This window comes from Acidobacteriota bacterium (assembly GCA_016208495.1).
Classification (GTDB): domain Bacteria; phylum Acidobacteriota; class Blastocatellia; order Chloracidobacteriales; family Chloracidobacteriaceae; genus JACQXX01.
Genome location: JACQXX010000064.1, coordinates 83,663 through 104,692 on the forward strand (window position 1 = coordinate 83,663; position 21,030 = coordinate 104,692).

Annotated in this window: 15 protein-coding genes; 8 read left to right on the forward strand and 7 right to left on the reverse strand. The window is 51.9% G+C overall.

What is annotated here, in order from left to right:
- Positions 1-156 precede the first annotated feature (156 nt).
- On the reverse strand, positions 157-735 hold the full coding sequence (locus HY774_12080) for a TerD family protein (protein ID MBI4749221.1): 579 nt from the start codon (positions 733-735) through the stop codon (positions 157-159).
- Between the two features lie 306 nt (positions 736-1,041).
- Between HY774_12080 and HY774_12085 the strand changes: the two genes are divergently transcribed.
- From HY774_12085 to HY774_12095, 3 genes are all read left to right on the forward strand, one after another.
- A complete protein-coding gene (locus HY774_12085; GenBank protein MBI4749222.1) occupies positions 1,042-4,230 on the forward strand; it encodes a hypothetical protein in 3,189 nt (1,062 codons plus the stop codon).
- 325 nt (positions 4,231-4,555) lie between these two features.
- The gene (locus HY774_12090; protein ID MBI4749223.1) at positions 4,556-4,843 is read left to right on the forward strand and encodes a hypothetical protein; all 288 of its coding nucleotides are present in this window, start codon (positions 4,556-4,558) and stop codon (positions 4,841-4,843) included.
- 2,749 nt (positions 4,844-7,592) lie between these two features.
- Entirely contained in the window at positions 7,593-9,443 is a 1,851-nt protein-coding gene (locus tag HY774_12095; GenBank protein ID MBI4749224.1) for a response regulator, read from the forward strand.
- A gap of 232 nt (positions 9,444-9,675) precedes the next feature.
- On the opposite strand, the gene HY774_12100 is transcribed toward HY774_12095, so the two are convergent.
- The 3 genes from HY774_12100 to HY774_12110 all read right to left on the reverse strand — a co-directional run bounded on the left by HY774_12100 (position 9,676) and on the right by HY774_12110 (position 13,542).
- On the reverse strand, positions 9,676-10,983 hold the full coding sequence (locus tag HY774_12100) for a trypsin-like peptidase domain-containing protein (protein ID MBI4749225.1): 1,308 nt from the start codon (positions 10,981-10,983) through the stop codon (positions 9,676-9,678).
- A 94-nt stretch (positions 10,984-11,077) separates the two neighbouring features.
- Positions 11,078-12,253, reverse strand: coding sequence for a glycosyltransferase (locus HY774_12105; GenBank protein ID MBI4749226.1), 1,176 nt, complete (start codon positions 12,251-12,253; stop codon positions 11,078-11,080).
- 131 nt (positions 12,254-12,384) lie between these two features.
- Complete coding sequence (locus HY774_12110; GenBank protein ID MBI4749227.1) at positions 12,385-13,542, reverse strand: DUF3810 domain-containing protein; 1,158 nt, start codon at positions 13,540-13,542, stop codon at positions 12,385-12,387.
- Positions 13,543-13,907: 365 nt separating this feature from the next.
- Here HY774_12110 and HY774_12115 point away from each other — a divergent pair, with 365 nt between their 5' ends.
- The 3 genes from HY774_12115 (at position 13,908) to HY774_12125 (ending at position 17,211) form a co-directional block, all read left to right on the forward strand.
- On the forward strand, positions 13,908-14,540 hold the full coding sequence (locus HY774_12115) for a MerR family transcriptional regulator (GenBank protein MBI4749228.1): 633 nt from the start codon (positions 13,908-13,910) through the stop codon (positions 14,538-14,540).
- 169 nt (positions 14,541-14,709) lie between these two features.
- The gene (locus HY774_12120) at positions 14,710-15,984 is read left to right on the forward strand and encodes a VWA domain-containing protein (protein MBI4749229.1); all 1,275 of its coding nucleotides are present in this window, start codon (positions 14,710-14,712) and stop codon (positions 15,982-15,984) included.
- Between the two features lie 252 nt (positions 15,985-16,236).
- Positions 16,237-17,211 (forward strand): serine/threonine-protein phosphatase, encoded by a 975-nt coding sequence (locus HY774_12125; protein ID MBI4749230.1) that lies wholly within the window; start codon positions 16,237-16,239, stop codon positions 17,209-17,211.
- Between the two features lie 200 nt (positions 17,212-17,411).
- Here HY774_12125 and HY774_12130 read toward each other — a convergent pair whose 3' ends face one another.
- The 3 genes from HY774_12130 to HY774_12140 form a co-directional block, all read right to left on the reverse strand.
- Positions 17,412-18,152 carry an AIM24 family protein gene (locus tag HY774_12130; protein MBI4749231.1) on the reverse strand — a complete coding sequence of 247 codons (741 nt, stop codon included), beginning with the start codon at positions 18,150-18,152 and terminating at the stop codon, positions 17,412-17,414.
- Between the two features lie 12 nt (positions 18,153-18,164).
- On the reverse strand, positions 18,165-18,803 hold the full coding sequence (locus HY774_12135; GenBank protein ID MBI4749232.1) for an AIM24 family protein: 639 nt from the start codon (positions 18,801-18,803) through the stop codon (positions 18,165-18,167).
- Between the two features lie 121 nt (positions 18,804-18,924).
- Positions 18,925-19,545, reverse strand: a complete 621-nt coding sequence (locus tag HY774_12140; GenBank protein MBI4749233.1) for an AIM24 family protein — start codon at positions 19,543-19,545, stop codon at positions 18,925-18,927.
- 268 nt (positions 19,546-19,813) lie between these two features.
- Between HY774_12140 and HY774_12145 the strand changes: the two genes are divergently transcribed.
- Positions 19,814-20,089 (forward strand): type II toxin-antitoxin system Phd/YefM family antitoxin, encoded by a 276-nt coding sequence (locus HY774_12145; protein ID MBI4749234.1) that lies wholly within the window; start codon positions 19,814-19,816, stop codon positions 20,087-20,089.
- Positions 20,090-20,312: 223 nt separating this feature from the next.
- The gene (locus HY774_12150) at positions 20,313-20,741 is read left to right on the forward strand and encodes a hypothetical protein (GenBank protein ID MBI4749235.1); all 429 of its coding nucleotides are present in this window, start codon (positions 20,313-20,315) and stop codon (positions 20,739-20,741) included.
- Positions 20,742-21,030 lie beyond the last annotated feature (289 nt).

The window sequence follows — 21,030 nt, forward strand, 5'->3', positions numbered from 1 at the left end:
GTTCACCTTCCTTTATCGGTTATCTGAATCTTATACCATTTTGGAATGGAGTCCTTGCATTAGAAAATAGTCAAGTAACTCAATCAAATAGATTTAGTGAACTACTGACTACTAACTACTGACTACTGACTACTGACTACTAACTACAAACTGGTATTACCCAATATTAACGCCAAAGGACTGTGCCAGCGGCCCAAGGCCACCGTTATAGCCCTGACCGACCGCTTTGAATTTCCATTCATCGCCATTTCGGTACAGTTCACCAAAAATCATCGCGGTTTCAGTGCTTGAATCTTCCGACAGGTCATAGCGCGCAATTTCATTTGTGTTTTCATCATTGACGACGCGAATGAACGCACTTGAGACCATTCCGAAGTTTTGACGACGGGTTTCGGCGTCATGGATGGTGACGGCAAAAACAATACGTTTGACATCCGCCGGAACACTGGGCAGATTTACACGCACAGCTTCGTCGTCACCGGCCCCAGCCCCCGTCCGATTGTCGCCGCTATGGACCACTGAACCATCGGTGGAACTTAAATTGTTGTAGAAAATAAAATCGTTATCCGCCCGGACTTTTCCGGTATCAGCCAGCAAAAAGACACTTGCATCAAGGTCGAAAGCGGCGCCGTCAGTGGCTCTGGATTCCCATCCGAGACCTACCAATACTTTTTTCAAACCCGGTTCCGCTTTGCTCAGCGATACATTTCCGCCCTTTGAAAGTGAAATTGGCATAAACTTCTCCCTAATGTGAAAGTTTTTAAAGTAGGTTACCCGGCCTCCAACTGATGTGGGAAAGCCGGTAATTTTCGGAGCACGAAAGTACTCCAACTGCTACAGGTTGGCAAGTCGCTTCGTAACTGAACCCAGTTTCTCAACCCGCAAATCCAGCAAGAACCACCACCACTCCACTATTTTTCAATCAACACGCCGCAATTCCGGACAAGTAAGTCATTCAAAACAGTATATTTGTCAAACAACTCACTCGTTTTGACCGACTCAAAACTGGAATATTTTACCACCAGACTCTGTGAGGATCCTATGTATCTGCGGTTTATGCTTCGATTGTTTGCCATTTTATGGGTGCTTGGCAGCGGTGTGATCTGCCTGGCAGCACCACAATCCGTCAAAACCCGGTTTGCCGCGCAAGGGACGACCCAGGTTTTTCATCTCAAAATTCCACTCTCTGATATTGCCCCGAACAGTGCCTGGGACATCACCGCACGCGCCTCAGACGGGACCGCCTTTGCGATTGCCGTTGACCGCCCGTTGCCGGCCCAGGTCAGCACGGAATGGACATCGCCCGAACATCAAAAACAGTATGAAGCCTATCAGGAACGACTCAACCAGGTAAGCATCAAGATGAACCAGGTCAATGAGCAGATTTCCACGCTTGAACCCCAGCAAAAAGCCCTGGCTGATCTCCTTAAAGACACCACAATCAAGGCTGAAACCCGCGCTGTGTTACAGGCAAAATTGAATCGGGTGGAAGCCGAACACAAAGCGCTCACCAAAAAACGGAGTGACCTGGAAGCTGAAATGGCCAGGGTGCAAGAAACAGCCCCCACAATTGATTGGAATGCCAAACCCGAATCGAAACCAGACCCGCAGTGGCTTGATGTGTATGGCCGGCTGAGCGGTTCCGAGCCAACCTCGGTCATTCTGGCCACTCTGCCCAAATCAGGCGAGCCGGCGCGGGTAGTGGCCACTCTGAAGCTGTCACCGCCCCAAAAATTCCCCGCCGACACCGAACTGGTTAAACAATGGGCAACAGCCTGGACCAACCAGCTTGGGCTTGAACTGGTCAATGGCGGCGATCCGTGGATGCACCTTCAGCTCATTCGTCAGACGGTTGAGAAATACCAGATCCCGATGCCTGACTTCAGTGGATTTTTGCGTTTACAGCGTCGGGACGGCGGCAACCGGTTTCGCGAGGAGGTTGACCTGTTTTCGATCACCACCGGCGGACTGGCGATTCAGGAATCACTCCAGTACCGGCAACTGCTGAACATTTCAGATGATCGAGGCGGCCAGACTGTCCCGATTACCAAACTGGAAGGCCCGGCGGTCAAATCGCATCCGTTTGAAAAAATGCTTGAAGGCCGCCAGCCGGTTGTGTTTGAACTCGCCAAACTGGTCCCGCACGATCAGTATTATGTCCATTTTTCAACCATCAAAAGTGAAATTGAGCTGTCTGATTTGCTGGACCAGTGGGGCACCACGCTCCTGCAATCAATTGAAGTCACCTCGCACGACCGGCAGGTGAAAGAGCGGCTCCTCAAACAACTCTGTATCGAACTCTCAAGCCTGACCCGGTTGTTTGGCAGCTTTGTCGTGGACGATCTTGCCTTAACCGGAAATGACCCATTTGTCACCGACGGCAATGATTTGAGCGTGATTTTTAATGTCAAAAACGGTCCGATCTTTGATCAATCAATGGCGGCCCACCGGGCTGAGGCCAAGAAACAACGTCCGGACGCGGTCGAGTCAACCGCTCGCTACGGCAACTTTGAAATTGGCACGTTGACCACACCGGACCGGGAAATTTCTTCCTACTGGACCACGGTTGACAGCTATCGAGTCTATTCCAATTCGCGGTCGGCATTGGAACGCATCCTGGATGCGGCGCAAGGCAAACGACCGTCACTCAAAGCGGCAGCCGAATTCCGCTATATGCGCACGATTTTTCCCGGCACGGTCAATGACGAAGATGGGTTTCTCTACCTTTCCGACGCCTTTATCCGGCGCGTGGTCGGGGCCGAGCAAAAAATTGGACGTATTCGCCAGCTTGGATGCACGGCCAATCTGCACAACCTCGAACACGCCCACCTCTCTCACGGGTATGACCAGGGAAAACGAACACCGGTGACGCTGACCGAACTCCGCGAACAAAAGCTCCTTGACGCCGACGACCTGGAATGCCCGTCAGGAGGCACCTACCAGCTTGACGAGCAGGGACTGGCCCGCTGTTCGGTCCACGGCTCACACCGCAATCTGACCCCGCTGATCGAAATTCCAATCACCCAGGCCACGCCAGCCGAAGCCGCCGGCTACCGGAATTTTGTCGAACGCTATACCCAGTACTGGAGCCGATATTTCGACCCGGTGGGCATCCGCTTTCGACTGCGTGACAAAATCGAAGTCGAAACCTGCATTCTGCCGCTGATTGAAAACAGCATTTATAATGGTGTTCGCGAATCCGCCGGCGGCAGGCCGGCCAAACTCTCAATTCCAGTTACCGCCGGCACCATTGCTTCGGTTGGGATGAAGCTTGGGGAGGAGAGTCCGCTCCGCAAGGAAATGCTCAAATCGTTTCTGCTGGATATGACCGGCCCGGACAGCGAGAAATTTCTCGCTACGATTGGTGACACCATCAGTCTGAATTTCTGTGACGGAACGCCGCTCTTTACCTTTGCGATGGATACGACCACGACCTTGATTGGCGGAAGCGGCCTGCCTCGGGGTGATGATGCCTTTTTCGGACTCATTTTGTCATCGCTCACCCTGCCGATTTATGTTTCGATGGACATCACGGATGCGGCCCAGGCGGAACGTCTATTTGACAAAGTGCTGGCTCAAGCCGAGCAGCGATTCCGGATGCAGGGTGAACGCTGGCTGACACTCGAACGCTATGAACTCAATTCATATCGTGACATTCCAATCCACACGGCAAAGCTCTCGCTCTTTGTGGCTGACTTCCGGTTTGCCTGGGCGATTGTCGGCAAACACTTGATTGTCAGCACGCAACTGCCGGTTCTAACCAGCCTGATTGATGCGCTGAAAGACAAACCCGATACGGCATTACTGGCCCACGACACGCCGTCCAATCTGCTTTTTTCAATGAGGCCGTCCCAATTTCGCCAGATTCGCCCAACGGTGGCCGCCCACTGGCAGGAAAAGATGCGCGGCACGTGCCTGCAAAACCTGAGTGGTATCCGATTGCTCAACGAGCAGTTTCCGATCACCAACCCTGACTTTCACCAACAATTCCTGAAACGGATGGGCTACATTCCATTTTGTCCGGCTGGTGGAAGCTACCAGATCGAACCAACCAGTGGCGTGGCCGAATGCACGGTTCACGGCACCCATAGTCATCCGAAACAACCCATCGAAGCCACTGGAAAGGAGCCCTTCATCCAGTTTGTCGAAAGCCTGAAAGGTGTTCAGGCATCGCTTGAATTCACCCCTGAAGGCATCCACACCCGCATCACACTTGACCGGACGAAGTGAGAAGAGACACGGGGCTGAAAAAACCAGGGCTCAGGGCTCAGGGCAACGAAAGGGATGAGGGCTGAAGGATGAGGGATGAAACAAAACCAATTCTTCAGCCCAATTTCTTCAGCCCTTAGCCCGAAGTCTTCAGCCCTGGGTTTAGGGCTCGGGGCTGAAGAAAACGGGGTAAAGACTTCGAAGAAATAAAAATGTTCGAGGTCGAACAATTCTTATAATCCATTGATAATAAGATATTTAACCCTATTTAGTATTTTTCTTCAGCCCGTTTTCTTCAGCCCGAAGTCTTCAGCCCGATGGGTGACAAACCAGGAGAGACAAAACTATGAAAATCAATGACCTAAAACGGCGGTTACAAAAAGACTGCCCGATGACGACGATTAGCCTCCGCATCCCGGAGGATGTGATTGAAGACTTGAAGCGAGTCGCCCCGCAGGTGGGCTTTTCAGGGTATCAACCATTAATCCGAGCCTATATTGGGCAAGGATTAAGACAAGATTTGGCTCGGCTTGAGGGAGCAATATCATTAACAGAACTGGTTGAGAACTTACGCAAACGTGGCGTTGATGAAAGTATCCTTGAAAGTGCAATGGCCGAAATAAACAACCCATAATCAAACTTTTACAGATTTTTATTTATGGGTGGGACTCATTGGTTTCGGCTGATTCGTCTCCAACACAAAATCCGTAGAAGCAGTGGGTTTCTTTCATCCCTCATCCTTCACCTCTCATCCCTTTGATCGCCCTGAGCTTGCGAGTCTTCCGCCTGCCTTCTTCAGCCGGGTGTCAGGAAAGTTTCTGACGGGTTGATTGAGATTTTGTTCAACCCCGAAGTCAGCATCAATTAAAGCAACCCGTTGATTCCATTGAACAAAACAGCCTGAGCCCTGAACCCCGAACCATGAACCCCGAACCCTAATTTGCCATTCCTGTTTTCCACTTCTTCAATTTCGGCTAGTATTGAGCGGCTCCGGCATCCTGCCCAGGTTACATGATCCCACAAATTGCGAGGACCTTTTTTCGACTGGTATTCCCCTTCTTTGGATCCAGGATACCTTCGAGGAAATCAGGCTTGCTCTGGTTATGGCAAAGACAGTTTCCCGCCGACTGCTCGGATTCGTCTGCTTGCTGGCAGGACTTATGCCAGCACTAGCGGAATTGTCCCTTCTGGCCGGGGACCCACTTTTTGCCGCTCCGCCAATCGCTTTGCAACCGGCTGATCAATCCGGCTTCACTTCGGGTGCCATCACCAAAGACATTACCACCATTGGGCGGTATGGATTCCGGGTTTTTACCGACCGCGATGGACTGCCGCAAAACTCAATCACCGCGATTACCTTTGACCTCAAAGGCTATTTGTGGGTTGGCACCCTGGATGGCATTGCCTGTTACAACGGGCGAAAATGGACGGTGAAAAAACTTCCGAACCGGCACGCGTCCAGCTATGTGCGAACCCTCGCCGCCATGGCTGACGGAAGTCTCTGGGTCGGCACCAGTGGCGGCCTGTCCATTCTTAAAAATGATCAATGGAGCACCTTTGACGAAAAAACCGGGCTGCCGAGCAATGAAATTCGGGCCATTCTGGAATCGAAAGCGGCTGACGGCTCAACGGAATACTGGCTGGGAACCGATGGCGGCATTGTCTGTTTCCGAAACAGCGCTCTGGTTTTTCCCATACCGGCAGATGCCTTGCCCGACCAATCCATCCGGTGCTTGATGGAAACCAAAGATCCCAGCGGCAATCGAATTATCTGGGCGGGAACACGCAGCGGACTGGTGCGGATTGAACAAGATCGGGTTTCGGTTCTCACGACCAAACAGGGGTTGCCGTCAGATTTTATCTTTTCCTTCATTGAAACCGGCGCCGGCACCCCTCAGCAGGCATTATGGATTGGAACCCAGCGCGGTCTGGCCAAACTCCACAATGGCGAATTTACAATCCATACCCGTGCCTCCGGCCTGCCCGACGATACGGTTTTTTGTCTGCTAGCCTCAGAATCCGCCTCGGGGTCTCTGATTATCTGGGCTGGATGCGCGGGCAAGGGTCTTGGCCGATTTGAAAACGGCGAATGGACGGTCATCAGCCAGCGGGAAGGCATTCCGTACAATGTGGTTTGGAGCCTGCATGAAACCCAATCCAAAACCGGAACTCGCACGCTTTGGGTTGGGACAGCGGGCGGCGGACTGGCCCGCCTGGAAACGGGAAAATGGATCGCATTGACCACTTCGACGGGGCTGCCGAGTAACAGTGTTTACAGCATTTTTGAATCTGTTTCCCCAACTGGCGATTCAACCTTCTGGCTTGGCACCACGCTGGGGGTCGCCAAATTTGAAAAAGGCCAGTGGGCGGCTGTTTCCGGGCCTCTCGCTCAAGGCTATGTCAATGTGTTTTATGAAACAACAGATCCTGAAGGCAACCGGACGCTCTGGGCCGGGTTGGATCGAGGGCTGGCCCGTTTTCAAAAAAATCGCTGGGAGACCTTCCACCTCGGGACAACCAATGATTTGTACCATGTGACCAGCATGGTGCAGACCGCTTTGCCTGGCCAGCCGCCTGAACTCTGGCTTGGAACCAAGGCCGGGCTGGTCAAATTTGACCAGGATCAGTTTATCCCCATTCGCAATCAAAATGCGTCTATCATTCAACATCACGTCCGCTGCCTGGCTCAAACCCGGCTTGTCGGAGGCAAAACCGTTGTCTGGGTTGGGACTCGCAAAGGACTGGCCTCTCTCCGCGATGGGATCTGGCGCATGTATGACGTCACCAATGGTCTGCCGCATAACGACGTCCTGTCGCTGCAGGAACTCCAGACCAGGGACGGTCGCCATGAATTATGGATTGGCACCTTTGGCGGAGGCGTCGCCTGCCTCGATCTGACCAGCGACGACCCTCACTGGACCTACTATTCCGACTCAACCACCCCAGCACTCCCCAACAACGTCGCCTATCAAATCCGCACCGACGCCAAAGACCGCCTTTATTTCTTTACCAACAAAGGGGTGGTTCGACTCACCCAAGACAGTACCAACCCCAATGCGCCTGAATCCCAACGACTGGAAGTCTTTACCACCGAAGACGGTTTGCCGAGCAACGAATGTAATACCGGCGCTTCATTTGTGGATCGCAAAGGACGGATCTGGGCCGGCACCATTGATGGGGCCGCCGTTTATGATCCGGCGAATGAAATTGAGAATACAAGCCCCTGTCCGTTGATGATTGAGCGGGTCTGGCTCACGGGATCAGACCAGATTGTTACCAATCAATCCACACTGGCTCACTCAGACAACAATCTCTGGTTTGAATATACCCTGCTGAGTTACTACCGCGAACGCGACACCCTCTACCAGACACAACTCATCGGCATGGACGAAAAACCCACCGCCTGGACCAGCGACTATAAAAAGGAATACACCAATTTGTCGGCTGGGGACTACACCTTCCGGGTTTGGGGAAAAGATTTTGCTGGAAATGTCTCAGGACCGGTCTCGTTTTCGTTTCGGGTCAAACCAGCCCCCTGGGTTACCTGGTGGGCGTTTGCCCTGTATTTTTGTTTGACCATCGGCACCGGGTATCTGGTCATCAGGTGGCGGGTTCAGGCATTACAGCGCCAAAACCAGTTGCTCGAAGAAAAAGTGAGCCAGCGAACTCAGGTCATTGCCGAACAGGTTGAAAAACTAACGACCTCGGAACAACAGGCACTGGCGGCCAAAGAAGAAGCCCTGCACGCCAAAAATCAGGCCGTTGCCGCCAATCAGGCCAAGAGCACATTTCTCGCCACCATGAGTCACGAACTGCGCACCCCGCTCAATGCCATTCTGGGATTTGTGCAACTGATGCAACGCGACCAGCGCCTGTCAGCCGACCAGCACGAAAATCTTGAAATCATTATGCGGAGCGGCGAACACCTGCTGGCGCTCATCAATGACGTGCTTTCGATTTCAAAAATTGAATCTGGTCGCGTCACGCTCAATCAGCAAAACTTCAATCTTCAGAAAATGCTGCAGGGATTGGAAGAAATGTTCCGGCCTCGGGCAGAGTCAAATAATCTGCGTTTTTGTTTCAACCTTGATCCGCAGCTTCCCCAACACGTGCTGGGCGATGAAAGCAAACTCCGGCAAATCTTGATCAACCTGCTTGGAAACGCCTTCAAATTTACTGAATGCGGATCCGTTGAACTCATCGTCAACTGGAAGCAAGATCGGGTTGAATTTCAAGTGTGCGACACGGGTCAGGGCATTTCCGATGACGATCTGCCCGAGGTTTTCAAAGCGTTTGTCCAGTCTGAAACCGGACGCCGGATGAAGGAAGGTACGGGGCTGGGACTGGCCATTTGCCAGACGTTTGTGAAGTTGATGGGTGGTGAAATCAAAGCCGAGAGCACATTTGGACAGGGCTCCCGGTTTTCATTTGAAATCCCGCTGATGGGAGTCGAATTTGAAGAACGGTCCCAGCTTGAACGCAAGGTCATTGGCGTGGAGCCAGGACAACCAAACTTCCGCATCCTGATTGTTGACGACAAATGGGAAAACCGGCGATTGCTCGTCAAAATGATGAATTCGATTGGGTTTGAAGTCAAAGAAGCCGTCAATGGCAAGGAAGCTGTTGATTTATGGATGCAGTGGAATCCGCATCTGGTCTGGATGGACATGCGCATGCCGATTATGGATGGCTACACGGCCATTCGCAAAATCCGAGGGTATGAAATTGGAATCCGAATGCGCGACTATGAAATTTCCCGTTCTGATGGTGGCCGGGTTCGCAAAGAAGACACGTTGCGGCCAAACACCGGGCGCGGGCGCGGCATCCGCACGGTGATTATTGCGCTCACGGCCAGTGCCTTTGATGAAAGCCGCAATACCATTCTGGCCCAGGGATGTGATGATTACATTTCCAAGCCGTTTCGGGATTCAGTGATTTTTGAAAAAATGACCCAGTACCTCGGAGTCAATTTTGTCTATCGCGACCTGGCGTCCACCACAGCGGAACACCGCATCAACACGGACGCCCTCCAGGCATTTCTGGCCGCACAACCACCGGAAATTCTCACGGCGCTCAATAAAGCTGCCAACGAAGGCGACCTCGAAGCTACCTATGAAGTCATCAACCAACTTGATCAAGGCGATCACCCAGATCTGACCGACAAACTCCGGGCCATGGTCAAAGCCTATCAGTTTGATGAATTGCTGGATTTGATTGAAGGAGTGGCAACGTAGGAATTCCGTTCAGGGTTCAGGGTTCAGGGTTCAGGGTTCAGGGTTCAGGGTTCAGGGTTCAGGGTTCAGGGTTTAGGGTTTAGGGCCAGATACTCCAGCTTGAGCGGTACCTGCCGGTTCCCCAGTCTTCATCTTGAGTGGAATCAAGTCACTTCATCACCTCAAACCCTGAACCCTGAACCCTGAACCCTGAACCCTGGTGGTATGATATTTCCATCCGACTCCCTTATCTCTAAAACCGGGCATGCCAGCCAAGTTCCCAGTACACTCGAATGTCCAGCGCCCAGTTAATCAGAATTCCTTTTTGATCCAGGATCGCCTGCACCATCCCAATCACTTTCCCATCTGAACGCCGAAAAACTGGACCGCCGGATGAACCATGGGTTGCTCCGGCATCAATTTGCAGGACTGGAATGCTGTTTCGAGTTCGCAAACTGTTGACGATGCCCTGGGTGTAATTCACGCTGATGCCAAGTTCAAAGCCGAGCGGGAACCCCAACAGCCCAATATTTTCACCAAGCGGAATGTCATTGTCGGGTGTAATGAGCGGCATCCAGTTTAAGGCACCGTTACAATCAGAAATCCATAGCAAAGCCAGATCATGCTGGGCGCTTCCGGCAACATAGAGCAATGGTCGCAAATAGTTGGTGCCGCTCAGGCAAATATCCATTCGTTTGGCGTCTGACACCACGTGGTAACAGGTCAGGATAAAACCACCTGGATTGATGACAAAACCCGTGCCCGAAGCGTGCTGTCCATCCTGGCATTCAACCAGAATGAATCCAACGGCACCGGTCAGTCCGCCGGGTACAGTTGGCGACTGATTTCCAGGAAAATTCGCTGGCATATAGACCGGTTTTGGCGGCGGAAGTTTTCCAGGAAGCAAAATCGGCTGATCTTCAAGTGGCGGCTGCGGTGCCAGGGCGGGTTGTGGCGTCGCTGCCGGCTGGCCATAGGCTTGAGGTGGCGGTGGAGGCGGTGCGGGAACGGCTGGGGTCACCAGACCAGCGGGCACTCCGAAATGGTCAAACAGCGCCGTTTGTCCCGCCCGAAAGCCACTGCTGACCAGTCCGAGCCGCCAGCCGTCCTTCTGGTACAGACGGCCTAAAACCAGTGCTTTTTCACCGTCAAAATCGTGAGCTGAAAACTGATAGCGGGCGACTTCCTGCGATCCGGCTGAAACCACCAGGCTGCCGCTCTGGATGTCGCTGGCATTTTCCAGGAGACACCCCGTCCGATCCCCCAACGACACCGCCAGCACAACTTCTTTGGCTTCGCCAGGCAGCGAGCTGAGATTGACGTTGATGGATGCCTGGGTGGGCGTGCTTGAAGCCACCTGAATTGATTGACAGGGACTGCTGGGCTGTCTGGAAAACACTAAATATTCGGATTTCAGCAATTTCTGCCGATCATTGAGGGCAAGACAATAAAACTGGGCCTGGTCTTTTAAACCGGATAACGCAATATCAAGACGAATCTGTGATTGCGGAGTTAAATCAGAGAGTTTAATGCGCTGGCCTTTCACAAGTTGCTTGCTCATAAGCGGTTTCCTGTCTGGGGTTTGGGTTCAGGGTTCAGGGTTTTCAAAGCAATCTCATTTTGTCACCTTGTCATCTCGTCACCCTGTCACCCTGTCATTTTGACCTTGGCACCACGGGGACGAACCGGCCACCAAATTCCAGCCGATAGCGTTCCTGTCGCCACACGATTTCGCGTCCCAAAAAAGCGCCGAGCCACGTGGCCCAGCTCATGACATCCTGGAGTGGAATCATCCACAGTCGTCCAACCACAGAGCGGTCCTGTAATAACAACGTGCCCAATTCAATCGCCAGCCAGAACCGAACCAGCAGGATACTTCCCAAAACCATCAGATTCCAGGGAAAAGGTGCCAGGACCGCTAACCCAATGGCCCACACCAATCCATAGGTAAACCCCTGGCCGATATATCCATCCGGACGCGAGAAACGCGAACTTCGGTTCCAGCGCAGTCGGTGGACAAATGTTTTAGTAAATCCAGTGGTTGTGGCGTGATGATTGATCACGTGGGTGGAAAGTGCCACTTTGTAGCCCGCTTCATCCGCCCAATTCCCGAGCACAAAATCATCAGCCAGATACTCAGCCATGCGCGCGAACCCGCCGATCTTTTCCAGGCATTCACGTCGAATCGCCATTGATGGCCCCAGGGCAAATTTCATGCCTTCCAGACGTTCAGCCACCACCACACCCGCCATAAACTCAGTGCTCATGCCGAGTGCCTCAAGTTTTGACCAGAAATCAAGTTCCCCGACGCCCCGGTACAGGTTGGTCATGGCGCCGACCTCTGTCGGTTGGAACGTCCTGGCCATGTGCCGCAAGTAATCCGTTCGGACCGAAGCATCGCTGTCGGTAATCACCAAAATGTCAAACTGCGCCGCCTGGGACATCAACTCCATACTATAGACCTTGGCGTTGGCAAATGGTGGCTCGCCCGTCAAAATCAACCGGGTTGGAATGTGGGCAAATTCAGATGACAGACGGCGGACAATCGGGACCGCCGGGTCTGATTCGTGTCGAACAGCAAACAGAATCTCAAATCGTGGATAGTCTTGCGCGAAAAACGTTCGCAAATAGGTTTCCAGCCCTGGGTCGGCGCCATTGAGTGGTTTGAGCAGCGAAATTGGCGGCAGCGGGATTGTCGGGTCAACTGGTACATCAGGTTGCAACCGACGCAGACGACGAATTGAAAAAATTGCCAGCAGGTAATACACCAGCCCGCCCAGACTGGTCACCCCTAAAAACAACAGGGCAAGGAAATAAAGCACAGACGCCATATGCAGAATGAAGAATCCTTTGAGTGGTTAGTGGTTAGTGGTTAGTGGTTAGTTCTTGGTTTTTCTTCGAAAGTATTGATTTCTAACCAATAACCACCAGCTTATTGATTGATATCAACTCCAACCGGGCTTCACTGATCCGGTATTGAATTTTCGGGTGAAGGGCGACTTGAAATAGAATCGGCGTGATAATAATCGGCGATGAGTCGAACCACCAGACCGTAACTCCCAATGCCAGCGGTGACGTTGTTGGCGCGCAGGTAGGTATGATTGACGCGCTGGCTGAGGTCCTGCCAGATGCCGCGATACCGGGCCCAAAACACACTCACGGCTTTTAAATCGGCTCGGGGGCCGACGGCAAACTGCTCCAGCAGTTCCTGAGAGCAATCACGGGTCTCACAGGCATCACGCAACAAGTAGCGTGCTCCCAGCAAATACCCGGAATAGCGACAATAGGGCTGCTCAGCGGTGATGCAAATCAAAAAAGCAACGAAGTTGGCTTCATCCTCGGGGGCAAAGCCGCGTTGATGTGCCATTTCGTGGGCAATGGTGAATGGCAAATCACACCCCGGCATATCAGTATTGAAATTCGGTTCGCCGGTAAACGGAAAGTACACCCCTGAGATACCGGCATATGACAGCACTGGCGAGAAAAAAACCGGTTTGGCGGGGCTGTACGCCCCCTGGGCCGTTGGTCCAATCCAGGTTGCACGACGGAAAGTAGCCTCCAGATCAGCCCGAACCACATCCAGGGAAATGGCCATCACGCCTGGTGACATGGAACCGGCCTGGGTTTGGGCTTCCGCGTAGGCACGATTGGCTTCGGCAACCAAAAACCGGCAGAGATTTTTCACTTCGGCAGGTGTTGCCTGATGCGAAGGGATCGCCAGCCGCTGGGTTACCGGCAACCGGGCGTAATTCAATCCCCAGCAGAGTTGAAACCCCAGAAGCAATATTCCACCTGCAACCAGCGCATTGATCCCGCCGGCTTTGACCAATCCTTTCCAATCGGCGCGATTTTTCCACGTTTTTTGCATCAACCACACACTGCCCGCCAGAGCGAAAATGATCGCCAGCCCAACAAGAACTTCAGCCAGTGAAAAGGGCAGCCAACCGCTTGTAAACCAGAGGCCACGGGCCATCAGCGGATAAAGGGCTTGCCCATAGAGGGCTTCAACCACTCGTGGAGAGCGTGGCGCACCAATCTGAAGCACACCTCCGGCCAGGGCAAGGCCAATTGCCAGCCAGCGAAATCGGCTGAAATTCTGAAATCGTGCCGGAACCGACATGCATCCCCCAGAGTGAAGTGACAAGGTGACCAATGACCAGGTGACAAAGTGACAAGGTGATCAATGACCAGGTGGCAATCGAGATTCCAATATCAGGAATTGTTGACAGTAGATAACTAAGAGAATCAGTTGCTCTATCTAAAATCAATTAAATCAATATAATAGAATAAAATTCAATATTCACACTTTATTTTCAAGAAAATACTGTTGACAGTAAATTATTTCAAGTGTACAGTGTGTCCAACCTTAGATGAAGAATAAATCACTGGCAAGAAAACCGGCATTCAAAAATCAGGTTTGATTCCATTTGATTTATTGAATTCAACACCAGAGTTGAGCCTTACCCCTTAGCCCAATGGTAGTTTATGACGATACAGACCGCTGAATTGACCGAACACCAATTTCTGGGGACTTCTGAACTGGCTGATGCTGCCGCCCAACTTGTTCTGCACGTGGTGCCAGCTCAAAACCGGGGCAATGTCAGCGATTTGCCTGACGAACGAACTGTCCGCTACTACCTGGCACAATCGCTTTTGTCTGAACCACTTGGACGGAAAGGGTCGGCTTCGATCTTTGGGTATCACCATTTGCTTGAACTGCTGGTCATCAAACGGTTGCAAGCCCAAAACTTGCGAATCAAACAGATTCGGGAGCAACTGACGGGGAAATCAACGGCTGAACTGGAAGCGATCCTTGAAATTCCAGGGTCACCTGAACCGCCCGATGACTTTGAACTGCCTGATACTTCAGCGACCGCGTTTTTGGAATCGCTCCTGGCTGAAAAATCGGTTGACCCAGGCGCCACCCAGCGGCAAACCAGCACGATGCCTGTAACCGCCAGCCAGCCAACGCATTCCGCCTGGACCCGAATTGACCTTGAACCAGGGTTGGAATTGCACATTCAGACCGGCTGGCAATTTCCAACCGAGGCCACAACCCGACACCGGCTAGCCCGACGCATTCAGGATGCCCTGTTGGAAGCTGGCCGCCGAAAGTAAGATCATTTAGGGTTCCGGGTTCCGGGTTCCGGGTTCCGGGTTCCGGGTTCCGGGTTCCGGGTTCCGGGTTTTCGAAAGGGGAATTCGTCCCGTTCATCCTTTTGGTCGTGTGGGTCCATGATTATTTTCTTGAACCCTGAACCCTGAACCCTGAACCCTGAACCCGACTATGGAACACCTTCCCAAACTGGAACTGATCTCTGAATATCCGGCGATTCCAGCAGCCTCTGACAAGAGCTTTTATGTGCTGGCGCAGGTCACGCCGCCAGAGATTGGGAAGGGAACGCATCGGCCACCGTTAAATCTCAGCCTGGTCCTGGATCGGTCAGGGAGCATGGGGGTTGAGAAACTCAATCATGCCAGGCAGGCCGCCTGTTCGCTCATTGATCGGCTGCTCCCAACTGACCGCCTCAGTCTGGTGACATTTGACACGCGGGTTGAAGTCCTGGTGCCGAGCACCCTGGTGACCGACAAACCAGCACTCAAGGCCGCCGTGGCTGAAATTTATGGTGGGAGTCGAACGGCGCTCCACGAAGCCTGGGTTCGAGGCGGACTCGAAGTCAGCCGCCACGCCACCGCCAGTTCAATCAATCGCGTCATTCTGTTAACGGATGGAATCGCCAATGTCGGGGAAACCCGTCATGAAACCATCTTGAACCACACATCAGAATTAACCCAGCGTGGAATCACGACGTCAACGATTGGGATTGGGTTTGACTTTCAGGAAGAACTCCTGATTCCAATGGCCGAAGCTGGCGATGGCAACGCGTTTCATGTGGTTCGCACCACCGACCTTGAACCCGTGTTGACCGACGAAATCGAAAGCATGATTTCCCAAATTGGCCATTCCACCCGGCTTGGGTTTATGACGAGTGCCGGGTTGGACGTGCGTGAAATCCTCAACGATTTCACACCAGTTCATAAACAGGAGGTTCGACTTCCAAATTTGCGCGCTGGTCACCCGCTCCAGATTGTCCTGGTTATTGCGACCAACCGGTTGAAAGCCAATGCCAGGTCCCAGACGGTCTCAATCCGGCTCAACTGGCAGTGCCAGGCCACGGGAGATAATCACAGTGTCAGTCAAACGTTGTTTTTGCCGATTGGGCTCGCATCGGAAAAGGCCGCCCATCCCGAGGTTCGAAAACTGGTTGGACTGCTGACCATTGCCCGGATCAAACGTGAGGCCATGCGTCACATTGATGCGGAGCGCTATACGGAAGCCCAGCAGTTGATTTTGAGCGCCATCCAGATGACCGCCACGCTTTTGACAAATTTGGGTAACGATTTTCGATTACGGGCACAACTAAAGGTGCTTGACCAACTGGAACAGGACCTTGAACGGGGAGATGACCCGGCAAAATCCCGGAAATTTCTGGCCTATCAAAGTTATGCCACCAGCACCTGCCGATTGGATGGTCAGCCGGACCGAAAAACCGGAAGTTGAAGGTGGCTGAGGTCGAACAATTTGACCACCTGATTGATTTCAGGTCACTTCCCTCAATCGCTTTTTCGATGAGTTGAGGCAAACCGGGCAAACACAAACAGGTTTTGAACGTAGGATCAAAACTTAAATTTCAACCAAACCCTTAAATATACATTGAAATAGCATTCAGTATTTTACACTGCATTCAAGAACAGTTATTTTGACACAAAGGAGTAAACCACCTTGCCGAGCAGCACATTGGAGATTCCGATTATGACAGACCGTTCAGTTCACCCAACCAGTCAGCTCGCAGTAAAAATCTCGGCGTTGACCGACGTTGGTCGGGTTCGAAGTGGAAATGAAGACAATTTTTTAGTGATAGACCTTGAGACCGGATTTACCTGGACTGCAGATTCCGATCCTCCCGAAAATAATCCTTTCACCATTACCCCAACGGAAAGCGGCCTGTTATGTGCTGTTTCGGATGGAATGGGCGGCGCGGCTGCGGGTGAAGTTGCCAGTAAGCTGGCGGTTGCCTGGTCAGGTTGGATTATGTCGGAAGCCTGTGCCCACCCCGACCTCAAAATTTATCCGTTTCACGAGCGCCTTCGACTCGCCATTGAACAAGCCAATATCCAAATCGCCATGGCGGCTGAAGAAGCCCCGGAATTTTCCGGCATGGGCGCCACCTTTACCGCCGCCGGGATTCAAGGAAGCACCCTGACCCTGGCTCAGGTCGGGGACTCGCGGGCGTACCTGATCCGCAATGGGCATATGGTCCAACTGACCCGTGATCAATCGCTGGTGGCCCAGTTGATTGAAATGGGGTCCATTACCGAAGAAGAAGCCGAATTTCACCCCTACCGCAATGTCATTATGCAGGCCCTCGGGGCCAATGCCTGGGTTGAAGTCGCCGTCCAGGTCATCAACCTGTGCCAGGGAGACCTGGTCCTGCTGTGCAGCGATGGACTCTCGGGCAAAGTCCGCAAAGACCAGATGCAGAAACTCATTACCGAAGTCAGCAATGATCTGCGGCTTGGGGTTCGCAAACTCATCTATGCCGCCAACGAAGCTGGCGGCGACGACAACATCACGGCGGTGCTGCTCCACTTTACGGGAGATCACCTGCCACATCCGGATGGTGAACCAGTCACGGCGCCACAATCGCTCGAACGTGATCGCTCTCTGCCCCGGCGGGTTGAAATCCAGTATGTCTCACCACAGGAAAGCGAATCCACGCTGGAATAGGGGTTCAGGGTTCGGGGTTCAGGGTTCAGGGTTCTCTAATCCCAGGATTAAGCCGTTCTGATCAATCAGTTCTTTTTGGTTTTTAAACAAAACGGCCTGCCGAAATGGCAGGCCGTTTTCCTTTCAAAAAAGGGAGCTGATATGAGTCATTTTGTTCTCAGGGATTCGAAAACCCTGAACCCCGAACCCTGAACCCCAATTTATTCTCCTGGTCGCATCAAATTGTTGATAAAGCTGGAAAGCTGATTCAGGTCATGTTGACCGAGGCCCGAAATCTCGCTGGTCAGGCGCTGTAAATTCATCCGACCGGCCAGTTCTTCTTCAGACGATTGAATTAACACCGTTCCCTGGCCAAAGAAGTCAATTTGTTTTTCTTCGCCTGAAGTCCGGCCCAAAACCATGGAGCCGACCACGTCAAAGATGTTGCGAATGTAGGAATAATCGTAGTGATAGGACGGGCTCGGGCAATCGGCCCAGCCGAGCAGTGCCTGTTCGTCAACCCGGCATGGCGGTTCGATAAAATGAACCGGTCCGTTGGACGATGCCAGAAACGTCCCCGTTCCCATCAGCGTCAAATAGCCCGGCTGGGTTGATTCCTGACAGATCAGGCTTGAATCAAATCCCAGCACGTGGCTGCTTTTCACCGTCAGATTGCCGCTTTCCAGGTTGTACGAAGCGATATTGTTGCCATTGTCGCCCAAAACGACTTTTCCCTGGCCGTTGACGATCACAAAATCACCAATGTAGCCGGGAGCGTTAAAAACCTTATCTACAATCACGGCATACATTGAGTCACCGAGCGCCGAAAACCGAAGGTTGCCGTAGTAGGCAATCATTTTGCCTTTGCGCATAAACATCGCGTCGCGCACTTCGAGGCAATAGCTGTAAGCATTAATGTTATCGTTGGATGGAAGTGTCTGGTAGTTATAGGAATTGGGCATAGGTCCACCTTCTTACCTCTCGCTTGCCTGGATGTACACCGTGCCGTTGCCGGTGAATTGCAATTGATAGCTTTCGCCGGACGTCTGGCCGACAAAGGTTTTCCAACTGACGTCGGTCTTGATGCTCGACGTCAGTTGTCCGCGATGGCCAATGTAGGCATCCGGATCAACAAACACCGGATTGGATGGGTTGACATCAATTCCGATCATATCTCCGTCAGACAGGACCGCCAGTTCACCGTGGCCTTCGAGCGTCGTGGTAAATAATCCCTGACCGGTCACCGCACCACGAACCAGCCCCGACATTCCACCCTGGTTGCCCATAAATTCGGTCCCGGCCCGTAACCGTGAGTCATAGGCCAGAATACTTTCGCTCTCAGCATAAAACCGTTCGCCGTTGAGCTTAAGGAGCGTCACGTGTTTGCCAAGGTAGGCATAAAAGACCTCGCCTGAGCCCCGCGATACCATCAGTTGCAGGTTTTCATTGGTCACCACCCGCATCGCGGCCTGGCCAAAGCCAGCGCCACCGCTCGATTTAGCAAAGGTCACGTTTCCTTTGTATGCGATCATGGCCCCGCGCTTGGTAAACACTTCTTCGTTGTTGAGTCTGACACACAACAGTTTGCTGTTAATCATTTCAAAGGTCGGCATGCGCTTATCTCCTTACCGGTCAAACGAATGTAGAATTAAGAATTAAGAAATTAAGAATTGAGGAATTAAGCGATGATGTTGTATTCATTCTTCATTCTTCATTCTTCATTCTTCATTCCTTCTATTTCAGTTCGCTGGGTTGAATGTAGACCAGGCCCTGGCCGCTGAACTTGAGTTGATAACTTTCACCTGAAGTCTGGCCGATCATGGTGCGCCAGTTGACATCAAAGTGAAATTCCTGCTGGATGTTGCCCTGATAGGCGATAAACGCATCCGGATCAACAAATAACGGCATCTGCGGCGAGACTTCGAGGCAAATTAAATTGCCATCGGACATCACCACTACATTGCCGTGGCCTTCGACGGTTGTGGTAAACAGGCCCTGGCCCGAAGCCATCCCACGCAGCCCCGCAAACGCGGTACTGGTGCGCACGCTGACGTCATAGACCAGCAAACTTTTGCTTTCAATAAACAATTTGCCACCCTGGAGCGGAATCACCGTCAATTCGCGGGCTTCGTGCGCATAGTACACTTTGCCCGATCCAGTGGTGGTCATTACGTTTAAGCCTTCGTTGGAGACAGTTCGGCGCAGCGCTCCGAAAAACCCTTCTCCGCCTAATATCTGTTTCTCAAATTTCATTTGCCCCTCATAGGCGACCATGGCGCCAGCCAGTGCCAGCACTTTTTCATTCATGAGGGTGACTTCAAGTAATCGTGAATTCTTTAAATGATAATTCGGCATGATGTGAACTCCCGAAAATATCTGTCCACACAGGTCTGTCCAAAACCAAAAGCAATTTGGGTTTGTCCGAAGATCAAGCCGTGATTTTTGGAGAACAAAACATGTGCAGATTCAGAGTGTGTGAAAAGCGGGACGCATTCTCTCTGAAAACCTCTCAAATGCCAAGTGAAGAAAATTTCCTCTTCGGTTCGCGGTTTCCTGCCGAATACCTTGAAGCACCAATCAGGTATCCGTACTGTTTCACTACACTGAATTCAGGAGATCTTATATGCCTCTGACTTTAACAATGGACGAAGCTTGCAACCGACTTTCTGACTTGCCAGAACAATTTGCCCAATCTCCCGAAATGGGTACTCTTGCCATTACCCAACACGGCAAACCCGTTTTAGCCGTCATGTCATGGGAACTCTATGAGTCTTTGATTGAAACAATGGAAATTCTGAGCGATCCTGAATTGATGGCGAATATTCGCCAGGGCATTCGCGAAATCGAAGAAGGAAAAGGAATTCCTTTCGAGCAAGTCAAACAGGAACTTGGACTGTGATCTACAAAATAGAATTTACTGAATCGGCTGGTGCAACGGCTCATCCGACCTGGTTTACTGGAAAGCGAGCCCTCCACTGAAAACGCCTCTTTGATATTTACCTTCCGGTCTGGCTGGCGCGGCACAACAAACTTATTTTCACGATTCTTTTCCTGGGCGGTACCGCCTTCACATTTTCCCGCTGGATTGGCTGGCTATAGCGTTCCGTTCAATTCGAACCCCAATGCCACACTCATTCTTCACAATTCTCAAAACGGGTCTCATTTATTTTCTGCTCGTCTTTGGCGTCGGGTTTATCCTGGGGCCGATTCGGATTCTGTGGCTGGTGCCGAGACTGGGCGAACGCTACGCCGAATTGATCGAAATGCCGTTTATGCTGGCGGCAATTATTCTCGTTGCGCGATGGATGATCCGTCGGTTTCGGATTCCGACAGACACGAGTGTTCGATTGGGAATGGGCTTGCTGGCGGTAAGTTTGTTGATTTCAGTCGAATTTACAATGGTGCTCAGGCTCCGGGGGCTGACGCTGGAGCAATACTTCCAAAGCCGTGACCCAATTTCAGGCACCGTGTATTACCTGATGCTCGTGGTTTTTGCGCTCATGCCGTGGATGCTCCGTCGGTGGGAACATAAACCTGGAAGTCAAAATTGATTACCAGGTTGATGCTTCGTTTGGCGAAGGTATTCAACCTATGCTCACCATTGGTCTACAGAAAATAAAAATGAGGAGGTACTTATGATTTCTCAAAAGCCGAATCCCGAGAGTATACCGGCACACATGTGGCGGGAGGGGAAATATGTTGGAACTGGTTGCGAGTTTTGAAAATTGATCTAAACCTTTGTTTTGTATATGTTAGAAGATATGAGAACTCGAGTCTCAACATACCAAAACAAAGGAGTAGATCGATGGACGTATCATCGCATAACCCCCAACCGACGCC